10 protein-coding genes and 1 tRNA gene are annotated in these 11,448 nt (G+C 66.3%); 8 read left to right on the forward strand and 3 right to left on the reverse strand.

All coding sequences use genetic code 11. The annotated features are described in order from the left end of the window. Window positions 1-59: 59 nt before the first annotated feature. From V1Y59_RS08235 to V1Y59_RS08245, 3 genes are read left to right on the forward strand one after another with little or no spacing between them, the layout of a single operon-like run. On the forward strand, window positions 60-332 hold the full coding sequence (locus V1Y59_RS08235) for a phosphopantetheine-binding protein (protein WP_330504321.1): 273 nt from the start codon (window positions 60-62) through the stop codon (window positions 330-332). Continuing rightward, a complete protein-coding gene (locus V1Y59_RS08240; RefSeq protein WP_330504322.1) occupies window positions 329-1,837 on the forward strand; it encodes a tryptophan 7-halogenase in 1,509 nt (502 codons plus the stop codon). The genes V1Y59_RS08235 and V1Y59_RS08240 overlap by 4 nt, the downstream gene beginning before the upstream one ends. A gap of 46 nt (window positions 1,838-1,883) precedes the next feature. Continuing rightward, entirely contained in the window at window positions 1,884-3,149 is a 1,266-nt protein-coding gene (locus tag V1Y59_RS08245; RefSeq protein ID WP_330504323.1) for a cation:proton antiporter, read from the forward strand. Window positions 3,150-3,168: 19 nt separating this feature from the next. Here V1Y59_RS08245 and V1Y59_RS08250 read toward each other — a convergent pair whose 3' ends face one another. Then, window positions 3,169-4,332: an isochorismate synthase gene (locus V1Y59_RS08250; RefSeq protein WP_330504324.1), complete on the reverse strand. Its 1,164-nt coding sequence runs from the start codon at window positions 4,330-4,332 to the stop codon at window positions 3,169-3,171. A 183-nt stretch (window positions 4,333-4,515) separates the two neighbouring features. On the opposite strand from V1Y59_RS08250, the gene V1Y59_RS08255 reads away from it, so the two are divergent. Together V1Y59_RS08255 and V1Y59_RS08260 are read left to right on the forward strand one after the other, a co-directional pair. Then, the gene (locus tag V1Y59_RS08255) at window positions 4,516-5,856 is read left to right on the forward strand and encodes a lysine N(6)-hydroxylase/L-ornithine N(5)-oxygenase family protein (protein ID WP_330504325.1); all 1,341 of its coding nucleotides are present in this window, start codon (window positions 4,516-4,518) and stop codon (window positions 5,854-5,856) included. Continuing rightward, window positions 5,853-6,731, forward strand: coding sequence for a siderophore-interacting protein (locus V1Y59_RS08260; protein ID WP_330504326.1), 879 nt, complete (start codon window positions 5,853-5,855; stop codon window positions 6,729-6,731). Before V1Y59_RS08255 ends, V1Y59_RS08260 begins: the two co-directional genes overlap by 4 nt. 307 nt (window positions 6,732-7,038) lie before the next feature. On the opposite strand, the gene V1Y59_RS08265 is transcribed toward V1Y59_RS08260, so the two are convergent. After that, a complete protein-coding gene (locus V1Y59_RS08265) occupies window positions 7,039-8,061 on the reverse strand; it encodes a nucleoside hydrolase (protein WP_330504327.1) in 1,023 nt (340 codons plus the stop codon). Window positions 8,062-8,219: 158 nt separating this feature from the next. Between V1Y59_RS08265 and V1Y59_RS08270 the strand changes: the two genes are divergently transcribed. After that, window positions 8,220-9,188, forward strand: a complete 969-nt coding sequence (locus tag V1Y59_RS08270) for a mechanosensitive ion channel family protein (RefSeq protein ID WP_330504328.1) — start codon at window positions 8,220-8,222, stop codon at window positions 9,186-9,188. 112 nt (window positions 9,189-9,300) lie between these two features. Here the strand turns inward: V1Y59_RS08270 and V1Y59_RS08275 are convergent. Beyond that, window positions 9,301-9,389: transfer RNA gene (locus tag V1Y59_RS08275), tRNA-Leu, on the reverse strand. 68 nt (window positions 9,390-9,457) lie between these two features. Between V1Y59_RS08275 and V1Y59_RS08280 the strand changes: the two genes are divergently transcribed. Both V1Y59_RS08280 and V1Y59_RS08285 read left to right on the forward strand, forming a co-directional pair. Next, window positions 9,458-10,804, forward strand: a complete 1,347-nt coding sequence (locus V1Y59_RS08280) for a M20/M25/M40 family metallo-hydrolase (RefSeq protein ID WP_330504329.1) — start codon at window positions 9,458-9,460, stop codon at window positions 10,802-10,804. 63 nt (window positions 10,805-10,867) lie between these two features. Next, window positions 10,868-11,410, forward strand: a complete 543-nt coding sequence (locus V1Y59_RS08285; RefSeq protein WP_330504330.1) for a YbhB/YbcL family Raf kinase inhibitor-like protein — start codon at window positions 10,868-10,870, stop codon at window positions 11,408-11,410. The last annotated feature ends 38 nt before the right edge of the window (window positions 11,411-11,448 follow it).

An 11,448-nucleotide genomic window follows, 5' to 3' on the forward strand; every position in this document is an offset into this window, starting at 1 on the left:
TGCTCGGACAGTAGTTGAGGCCATCACGACACCGATGGCGGAAGTGAGGAGATCATCGCATGGCGACCACCAGTTCCACCCTCACGAGGGAACAGATCATCGCGGACATCGCAGACATCCTGCAGGTGCCGGCCGACGAGATCAGTGACGACACCAACGTCCTCGACGTCGGATTGGATTCGGTCCGGCTGATGTCGCTGATCGAGCGTTGGCGGGCCGCGGGCGCCGTGAAGGCGGACCTCGTGGCTCTGGCCTCGGACCCGGTGGTCGGAGCGTGGGTCCGCGAGCTGACGACAGAAGATCCCGAGTCTGGCGAGGAGGCCGTTCGATGAATTCTGCCCCGATCGAGCACGTGGATGTCGTCGTCGTCGGCGGCGGACCCGGCGGGTCCACCGTGGCCACGCTCCTGGCCAAGAGCGGCCATCGGGTCGTCCAGCTCGAAAAGGAGACCTTCCCGCGGTACCAGATCGGGGAGTCGCTGCTGCCGTCGACGATCCACGGCGTGTGTCGCCTGCTCGGTGTGGATAAGAAGATCAAGGACGCCGGGTTCATGCCGAAACGCGGCGGCAGTTTCCGATGGGGCAAGAACCCGGTCCCGTGGAACTTCTTGTTCGCCATCTCCCCGGAGTTCGCGGGTGATGGTTCCTACGCGTATCAGGTCGAACGAATGAAGTTCGACCAGATCCTGCTCGAGCACTCGGCGGAGTCGGGCGTTGACGTCCGGCAGAACTGCCGCGTTAACGGAACCGAGCAGGACGAGCACGGGCGCGTCGTCGGAGTGCGTTACGTGGACGCCGACCGCACGGAGCACCACGTGCGGGCCACTTTCGTGGTGGACGCCTCGGGCAACACGACGCGTCTGTCGAAACATGCTGGGGGAGAACGGGTGTACTCGGACTTCTTTCAGAATGTCGCCATCTTCGGGTACTTCGAGGGCGGCAAGCGACTGCCGGCCCCGGACTCCGGGAACATCTTGTGCGCGGCGTTCGACGAAGGCTGGATCTGGTACATCCCACTGACCGATGAACTCACCAGCGTCGGCGCGGTCATCTCGAAGTCCAAGGCCGATCGCCTCGATGCGCAGGAGTCGACGCTGCGTGGCTACATCGATCGCTGCGCCATCGTCAAGGACATGCTCTCCGACGCGACTCGGGTGACCGAGGGCACCTACGGCGAGATCCGTCTCCGCAAGGACTACTCGTATGCCAACACCAAGTTCTGGGGCAACGGGATGGTGCTCGTCGGCGACGCCGCCTGCTTCATCGATCCGGTGTTCTCCACCGGTGTCCACCTCGCGACCTATTCGGGTGTCCTCGCCGCGAGATCGATCAACAGCGTGCTGTCGGGGGCGATGACCGAGGAACGTGCCTTCGACGAGTTCGAGGGCCGTTACCGACGCGAGTACGCGGTGTTCTACGAGTTCCTTTCGGCCTTCTACGACATGGAGCAGTCCGAGGACTCGTACTTCTGGAAGGCCCGACGGGTCACCAATCTGGACCGGACCGACCTCGCTGCGTTCGTCTCACTCGTCGCCGGTGGCTACTCCGGTGAGAACGCACTCACCGATGCCGATCAGGTCGTCGAGAAATTCACCGCGTCGACCAAGGCCTTGACCGAGGCGACCGACAGGACCGGTGGCATGGACACCGATTCGGGCCAGCGGATGGGACACATGTTCAGCGCGCCGGTGGTCCGTGACGTGATGGAGGAGATGAACGCACTTCAGGCGCGCGCGGCAACAGGGTCGAACGGTGTGGAGCCGCCACTGCTCGAAGGCGGTCTGGTGCCTTCTTTGGACGGATTGGCGTGGACCGAACCCGCATCCGTGACCGCATGACACCGGCTCTCCACGGCCGGGTGGCCGTGGAAGTGCACACCGCGCAATGATGTTCGCCCAGCTGGCGATCATCCTCGCGGCGGCGTTGATCGCGGGGATGATCGCCCGCCGGGTCGGCTTGCCCGCGATGGTCGGCGAGCTGATCGCCGGGGTTCTGTTGGGGCCATCGCTGTTGGGTCTGCTACTGCCCCGGGTCTCGGATGCCCTGTTCGACGATGGTGCACCCAGCCCCCTTGTCGAGGGCATCGGTCAGTTCGGTGTTCTGCTCCTTGTCGGTCTCGCGGCCACGGAACTCGACACCGAGGTGCTTCGCCGTCGAATCGGCGTGGTTTCTTCGGTGTCGTTGTGGGCGTTCGGCATACCGCTCGGCGGCGGTGTGGCCGTCGGGTTCCTCGTGCCCGTGACCTTCCATGGTGAGGGATCGTCGACTCTCGAATTCGCACTGTTGCTCGGCGCGGCGATGTCGTTGAGCGCCATACCCGTGATCGCGAAGATCCTCACGGACCTCGGCCTGATGCGCGGGCAGATCGGTCAGATCACGCTGGCCGCTGGCACGATCAATGACATCGGCGCATGGCTGCTGCTCGCGGCTGTGTCGGCGATGACGACGGTCGGCCTGCGCGGCTGGCAGTTGCCACTGACCGTGCTCAGTCTGGCGGCGGTCATCCTGGCGACAATCGTCTTGCGGCCGTGGGTCCGTCGCGGCCTCGACCGGCTCGAATCGTCCACCCACAAGGTGCACGTCACCGCGCTGGTGGTCATCATCATCGCGGGCGGTGCTGCGGTGACCGACGCGCTCCACCTCGAGGCCGTTCTCGGCGCCTTCCTGGCCGGTCTACTGGTGGGTGAGCGAGACGCCACGACCTCGTCACCGCTGAGGACGGTCACCACGGCCGTCCTGGCGCCGGTGTTCTTGGCGACGGCCGGCCTGCACCTGGACCTGCTCGTGCTGGGCGAACCGGGCGTTGCCCTCTTGGCTCTCGCGGTCCTCGTTGTCGCCGTGGCGACCAAGCTCCTGGGTGGCTATGTGGGGGCGCGCCTTGCCCGGGTCGGTCGCTGGGAGGCGCTGGCGTACGGATCGGGCCTCAATGCCCGCGGCGTGGTGGGCATCATCGTGGCGACCGTCGGCCTGGAACTGGGTGTCTTCACCGACGCCGTCTACATGGTGGTGGTGCTCGTCGCGGTGGTCACCTCGATCATGGCCGGGCCGATGGTGGTCGCTGCCGTGCGGCGCGCGGACACCTCCGGCGGCGCCGGAGTGCCGGACCCATCCGCCGAGGCGAACGTTCGGGCACCGGCCGTCACCGACTGAGCGGGCGCGGCGCCCCGAATCACGCCGACTGCGCCCGGGCCCGGTTCCGCTGATCGGCGGCATCGTGGTCGATGCCGAACGCCGCCAGGATGGTTCGGAATTTCGCCGTTGTCTCGCGGAGTTCGTCGTCGGGTCGTGACTGCGCCACGATGCCGCCACCGGCCCAGGCGGTGGCGGTGCGGTTGTCTGCGGCGAGTTGCGTGCACCGAATCGAGACCATCCACTGTCCGTCGCCCTGGGCGTCGCTCCAGCCGACGGCTCCCGTGTAGAAGCCTCGACTGCCTTCGGTGGCGACGATCAGATCGCGAGCGGCCGGGGTGGGGGAACCGCACACGGCAGCGGTGGGGTGAACTGCGAGAGCCAGTTCCAAGGCGGTGACGGCAGTGTCGGAGACTTCTCCCCGGATCGGTGTGCCGAGATGCCACATCGTGGGCGTCCCGACGACAGACGGTTGATCGTCCACGTCGAGGGAGCTGCACAGAGGTGCGAGCGCCGCGCGCAGGCCATCTACGACGATGCGGTGCTCGTGAAGATCCTTCGTCGACGATGCGAGGTGACGGGCGCGCGCCGCGTCGACGCCGGGATCGGAGCTACGAGGTGCCGAACCCGCCAGGGGGTGGCACGAGACCGTGGAGCCCTGTTTACGGATGAGCACCTCCGGGCTCGCGCCGACGAGATGGTGGCCGGTGAACCGAGGGCCGGCTGCCGAGAGATCTGCCACGAAGACACTCCCTGGTCCGTCGCCCGCCCCCAGTCGGGCCGCGAGATGCCATGGGGAGAGCGCTGATTCGGTTCTCACCTGCAGAGCGCGCGCCAGGACCACCTTCTCGAGCGGGCTCGCCGGGTCGGCCAGGGACGCGATTACCCGTTCCACTCGTCGGCGATGCTCGGCGGGCCGAGGGATCTCTGTGGTGATCGTGGCCGCGGGCGTCTCGTCTTCCAGCGGCTGCTTCCAGGGCCCGTCGAGACGGCGCAGCGTCCGTGGCGCCATGAGTGCGGATGTCTCTCGCAGGTCGAAGGGGAGCGCACCCACCACTGCGCAGATGGTTCCCGAGCGCAGGGCCGCCACGGCGGCCGCCGGGTCCGTGAAACCTGCAGTTGCACCCCCGGCGATGACGTGGTGATCAGGCCGCGACAGCAGAAACGTTCTCACGTCGGATGGCACCGGGTTCGTCATCTGCATGTGCGTCTGCGCCTTTCGTTCGAGGATGTCGTGATCGGCCGAGCAACGCCACACAGGGCGACAGCCCGAGGGCGACGGAACCGCCCCTCGAAGCTTAGGATAGACTTACCTTTCGTCTGTCGAACGAGCGAGTCCGCGGCAATCGGGGACACGCCGTCTCAGAACGATACTGAGGAGCAATGCTTGTCCACTGATCATGCCCCGATCGTCGACGTCGCCGGAATCGGTTTCGGACCGTCGAATCTTGCCCTCGCCATCGCGATCGAGGAACACAATGTGACCGCCGCGGCGGGTGCCAAGGTGTCGGCGCGATTCTTCGAGAAGAAGTCCGATTTCGGGTGGCATTCGGACATGCTGCTGCCGGGTACCACCATGCAGGTGTCCTTTCTGAAGGATCTCGCCACGCAGCGCAACGCGCGCAGCGCCTACACGTTCCTGAACTACCTTGCCGAACGCGATCGCCTCGTACATTTCATCAATCGCCAGGACTTCTTCCCCCTGCGTGCGGAGTTCCACGACTACCTGGCGTGGGCCGCCCGGCGGGTGGATGTACCGGTGACCTATGGGGACGAGGTGACGAATGTTCGCTGGTCGGGCGACCACTTCGAGGTCTCGTCCACCGAACACGGTGTCGTGCGCGCACGACATATCGTTCTCGGCGGTGGACTGCGGGCCAAGTTGCCGGCCGGTGTCACCGCGGGCCAACGGGTGTTCCACAACCACCAGATGCTCGCGCGATTCGCTGACGTCCCCGCTCACCGCAACAAGCGTTACGCCGTGATCGGCGCGGGTCAGAGCGCAGCCGAGGTTGCGGCCTACCTGCACACCGAGACGGACGCGGACGTACATGCCGTCTTCGCGAAGTACGGTTACACGCCGGCCGACGACAGCCCCTACGCGAACCGCATCTTCGATCCCGACGCCGTCGACGAGTACTTCTCGGCCGACGAGGCCTGGCGGGAACGGCTGCTGCAGTACCACCGCAGTACCAACTATTCCGCCGTGGATCCCGCGCTCATCGAGGACCTGTACCGGCGCGAGTACACCGAACGGGTCGACGGGAAGCGGCGCCTGTTCGTGCACGGTGCCAGCGAACTTCTGGAACTGAGCGAGACCGATGATTCCGCGCGGTTGCGCATCGTCAACCGGCTAACGGGGGCGGAGCACAGCCTGGATTGCGATGCCGTGGTCTTCGCCACCGGATTCGAACCGACTCCCCTCGCCGACATGCTGGGCGAGCTCGCGCGGGAATGTCACGAGGATCGACACGGGCGCCCCGTCCTCGACCGCATGTATCGCGTGCGGACCGCCGACGACATCACCGGACGGATCTTCGTCCAGGGCAATTCGGAACACACGCACGGATTGACGTCCACGTTGCTGTCGAATGTCGCCGTTCGCTCGGGCGAGATCGTGCGAGCAGTGGTGGACGATCGTGACCGCGTCGGCGCGACCGTGGGATCGGGTGGCGGGCCCGACGGTCAGCAGGCCGTGGGCGCACTGAATGGGGAGGGACTCCGATGACCCGATCGCGCACTCGCGGCGGTGTCAACGGTGACGCCGACCTGACACCGGACGCCACCGATGTACGACTGACCATGTACGACCTCGTGCCGCGGACCGTCGAGGTCGTCCGTGCGATCGATCTCAGCAGTGAGATGCGTCGTGTCACGTTCGCCATCACCTCGCCGGACAACTTCCACTTCGTCCACATGGCACCCGATGACCACATCAAGCTGTTCTTCGCCGACGAGAGCGGCGAGATCGTGATGCCGGGGATCGGACCGGAGGGCATGCGTCCGCCGGAGGACGGCCGCCGACCGATCTACCGGGACTACACGGTCCGGGCATTCGATCGTGAAACAGGCCTTCTGGACATCGATTTCGTCCTCCACACGCATGGGATCGCAGGTTCCTGGGCGACGCGTGCGGTCGCGGGGGACCGGCTGGGCATGCTGGGCCCACGTGGTTCGCACATCTATCCGACCGGGTACGACTGGTATCTGCTCGGCGCCGACGACACCGCGCTGCCGGCGCTGGCTCGATGGCTGGAGGAGTTGCCGGCCGACAAGGGCGTGCTCGCATTTGTCGAGGTGTCCGACGCCGCGGCCGAGATCGATCTCCCGCAGCGCGCCGGGACCGAGATCCGTGTGCTGCATCGCGGTGCCGCTCCTGCCGGCAACAGCCCGTTGCTCCACGACGCGATCCGCGCCGCCGAGCTGCGCGACGGTTCGTTCTATTGCTGGGTCGCCGGTGAGGCCAACTCGCTGAAGCCGGTTCGCCGCCACCTGCGCCGCGAACTCGGATTGCCCAAGGAACGTGTGAAGGTCGACGGCTACTGGCGTGCCGGAACCGTCAACCTCGATCATCACGCCGCCGACGGGGAAGACGACGACTGACGCCTGGCGCTCTTCCGCTGGCGAGTTCCTTCCGCTGGTTGAGTAGCCTGAGCCTTCACCCGCTGGTTGAGTAGCCTGAACCGCTCGCGCTCCCTCCGCTGGTTGAGTAGCCCGAGCCGCTAGGCGCCTTCCCCTCGGTGGTTGAGTAGCCCGAGCCGCTAGGCGAGGGCGTATCGAAACCCCTTGCGCCGCACATCAAGTGGTCTGATTTCGACAGGCTCAATCCGGCGGATACCGTCTCGCTAGCGGCTCGACCTACTCGACCGGCGACGGGGTTGGCGACCGGCGGTGGGGTTGGCGGCTCGCCCTACTCCACCCGCCCTCGCGCGAACGCACCGATGGTCTCGATCAGTTCGTCGAACACTGCCTCGACATCGGTGGCCGTCGCGATACGGGCGTTGGGTTCGCCGGTCATGGCACGCTCGTCCGCGACGGTCATCCCGCGGGTGAGCCGTCCGTCCAGTTCCACGTCGACTCGAGCCGGAACCGTGTCGACGATCTCGGGCGCCAGGGCGACCATCGCCGCGAACGGGTCGTGCAGATGAGCGATGTAGCCCTCGTCGTGCGCATGATGGAACTCGAAATAGAAGCGCAGTGCGTCGACGAGATGACGGATCACGAGGTTGTCGGCGACCGACCGAAGCCCGGTTTCGTCTGCGGGATCAGGACATTCGACGGGCTCGCTGCCGGCCGCGGCCGCCAGACGCACGACATGGTCCGGGGTCATCGCCACCGATTCGGTGAGGTCGAGCGGGCAGATGATCGGCGGACGGACACCGGCGGAGGAGAAGGCGTCGAACACCTCTGCGCCGGCTTCCGGGTCCACGGCGATGTTCCACTCGGATGTCGGCGTCGTGTTGCCGTGGACGTGGAATGCGCCACCCATGACGACCAGCCGGGCCAGGCGACCGGGCAACGCCGGATCCCGGCGGATGGCCGTGGCCAACGACGTCAACGGTCCGGTCACGAGGCCGATCAGTTCACCCGGATATGCCAGGGACGCGTCGATCCACGCATCGGCTGCATCGGTTCCGCTGGGGCTGATCGTCGCAGTCGGCAGGTCGGCATAGCCGACTCCCAGGGGCCCGTGGGTGTCCTCGGCTGTCATCAGGTCGGCGACGAGCGGCGTCGCCGATCCGACGTGTACCGGGATGTCGGTCCGCCCGCAGAGTTGCAGCCAGGAGAGATTGTTGGCGGTGGCGACGTCGACCGGCACGTTGCCCGCGGTGGAGGCAATACCGACGATGTCGACATCACGGCGCGCGAGCAGATAGAGCAGTGCCACCGAATCGTCGATACCGGTGTCGCAGTCGAGGAGGATGCGGGTCACCCCGCCATTGTCGCGTGCACGTCGCACGGCCCAGGGAGGGGCCTCCTCGCTCTGCGGATCGTGAGATTCGCAACATCCGGCTTGGTCACGGCGAGATCACGGCGTTGGTGTCGCCGCACGAACTGGACATGCCATTCGTCATCCGTACGGTCGGTGCCATGACGCCTGAACTCATCGCTTTCGAATGGACGGAGACAAACCGCGAGTGGCTGATCGAGAACCCCATCCGGATCGCGACGTACGTGGTGGTGGGGCTGATCGTCCGGTACATACTGCACCGGCTCATCGACCGGATGACCAAACGGTCCAAGCCGGTCGCCGCCGACACCGGCGTGGAGACCCGTAAACCCGCGCTGCTGCGACATCTGCGCGATCGCACGCCGACCGGGGGCGTTGCGGCGGCGGAGCGGCGCGCCCAGCGCGCGAAGACGATCGGTTCGGTCCTGAAGTCGACCGTGTCGATCATCCTGCTCGTCTGGGTGGTCCTGTCGATTCTCAGCGTCCTCGGCGTCAACATCGCGCCGTTCATCGCCTCCGCCGGAGTCGTGGGTCTGGCGATCGGGTTCGGCGCGCAGAACCTTGTGCGGGACTTCGTGTCCGGCGTCTTCATGCTCTTGGAGGACCAGTACGGCGTCGGCGACATCGTCGATCTCGGGGAGGCCATCGGTGAGGTGGAGACCGTCGGTCTGCGGATCACGACGTTGCGCGACATCGACGGTACGTTGTGGTACGTCCGCAACGGCGAGATCCTGCGCGTGGGCAACATGAGCCAGGAGTACGCCGTCGCCCGGATCGAGGTTCCGGTGTCGCTGTCCGCCGACATCGACCGCGCCCAGCAGGTCGCGCTGGAGGCGGCGACCGCCACGGTTGCGGAGAAGGACCTCGCCGACGACGTCCTCGGGCCGCCAGAGATGCTCGGTGTGCAGGAGGTGTCGCCGGACATGGTGACCCTGCGGATGACGCTCAAGACGAAGGCCAACTCGCAGTGGGCCCTGCAGCGCCGGATCCGGCGCGACATCCTGCGCGCCTACGAGGAACACGGCATCGAATTGCCCTATCCGAAGGGTCGTCTCGCCGGGCTGCTCGGCAACGGCAACGCCGGCGGGAACGGCTCCGGGCAGGCCTGACCGGTTCGGTTCCGGGTCGTGGGCGAGTCGCCGCGACCCGGGACCGGAGCGTCCTGGTCGGCGGATTCCGCCACAAAAAATCCCCGAGTCGCGGTCGACTCGGGGTATCGCGTGGTGTCCGAGGGGGGACTTGAACCCCCACGCCCGTTAATAGGGCACTAGCACCTCAAGCTAGCGCGTCTGCCATTCCGCCACTCGGACCTGCGTTTGTAGCGGGCACAACCTTAACCGAGGTTGCCCGACTATCCCAAATCCCGTAGGAGTGAGGTGTGACTTCCCAGCGTGCGGGTACCGCAGCGGTCGACGAAGTGGTCGACATCGTCAGCCGTCTCATCCGATTCGACACCACCAACACCGGTGAGCCGGAGACCACGAAAGGCGAGGAGGAATGCGCCAAGTGGGTGGCGCAGCAACTCGAGGAGGTCGGTTACACCACGCAGTACGTCGAGTCCGGTCGGCCGGGCCGCGGCAATGTGTTCGCACGCCTGGCCGGGCCGCCGGATTCCGACCGCGGTGCACTGTTGATCCACGGCCACCTCGATGTGGTCCCCGCCGAACCCGCCGACTGGAGTGTGCACCCGTTCTCCGGGTCGGTGTCCGACGGCTACATCTGGGGTCGCGGCGCGGTCGACATGAAGGACATGGTCGGCATGGCCCTGGCGTTGGCGCGACAGTTCAAGCGGGACGGCACGGTGCCACCGCGCGAACTCGTCTTCCTGTTCACGGCCGACGAGGAGGCCGGCGGCCAATGGGGTGCGCACTGGCTGGTGGACAATCGTCCTGACCTGTTCGGAGGGATCACCGAGGCGGTCGGCGAGGTCGGCGGGTTCTCGCTGACGGTCAATCGTCCCGACGGCGAGCAGCGCAGGTTGTATCTGGTGGAGACAGCCGAGAAGGGTTTGTCGTGGATGCGGCTGACGGCACACGCGAAGGCCGGTCACGGCTCGTTTCTGCACGACGACAACGCGGTCACCGACGTCGCGGAGGCCGTGGCCCGGATCGGTCGTCACACGTTCCCGCTCGTGATGACCGAATCGGTGAGCGAGTTCCTCGCGGCGGTCGGGGAGGAGACCGGGCTCGACCTCCGGCCGGACGCCCCCGATCTCGACACCACGCTGTTCAAGATCGGCAACATCGCCCGCATCATCGGCGCGACGCTGCGCGACACCGCCAATCCCACCATGCTCAAGGCGGGCTACAAGGCCAACGTCATCCCGCAGAAGGCCGAGGCCGTCGTGGACTGTCGCGTGCTGCCCGGGCGGCAGGCCGCCTTCGAGAAGGAGATCGACGAACTGCTCGGGCCGAACGTCACCCGGGAGTGGATCACCCACCTCGACTCCTACGAGACGACCTTCGACGGTCACCTCGTCGATGCGATGAACGACGCGATCCTCGCCCACGACCCCCACGGCAAGACGGTGCCCTACATGCTGTCCGGTGGAACCGATGCAAAAGCCTTCGCCAAACTGGGGATTCGATGCTTCGGATTCGCGCCACTCCAGTTGCCGCCGGACCTCGATTTCGCGGCGCTCTTCCACGGCGTCGACGAGCGGGTGCCGGTGGATGCGGTGGTTTTCGGAACCAAGGTTTTCGAGCACTTCCTGATGCACAGTTGATCGTGAGCACCAGGTGACGAGTTGCCCCATTGAGTAGTTCACGTTCCGCGAGAAAGGTGATTCATGTCGTTCAATCCGTATGAGACGCTTCCGAAGTTGCCGAGCTTCACCCTGACGTCGGAGAGCGTGACCGACGGTGCGCCGCTGCGCAATCAGCAGGTCAGCGGAGTGATGGGTGCCGGTGGCGAGGACCTCTCGCCCCAGTTGAGCTGGTCCGGGTTTCCCTCGGAGACAAAGAGTTTCGCGGTCACGGTCTACGATCCGGACGCCCCGACGGCCTCCGGCTTCTGGCACTGGGCAGTGGCCGACATCCCGGTTTCGGTGACGTCGCTTGCCGAAGGCGCAGGCGACGAGGCCGGCAGCGGCCTGCCGGACGGCGCGGTGGCGCTGACAGGCGACGCATCGATGAAGCGGTTCGTCGGTGCCGCACCGCCTCCCGGGCACGGACCGCACCGGTACTACGTCGTGGTCCACGCGGTCGACGTCGAGTCGCTGGGTCTACCCGACGGCGCCACCCCGGCCTACCTCGGGTTCAATCTGTTCTCCCACGCGATCGCACGGGCCATACTCGTCGGCACCTATGAACAGCCGTCGGAAGACGTCTGAGCTGGGTACATGACGGGGGTCGGGCGGCAGCGCTGCCG

Source organism: Gordonia prachuapensis (assembly GCF_036350515.1).
Classification (GTDB): Bacteria; Actinomycetota; Actinomycetes; order Mycobacteriales; family Mycobacteriaceae; genus Gordonia; species Gordonia prachuapensis.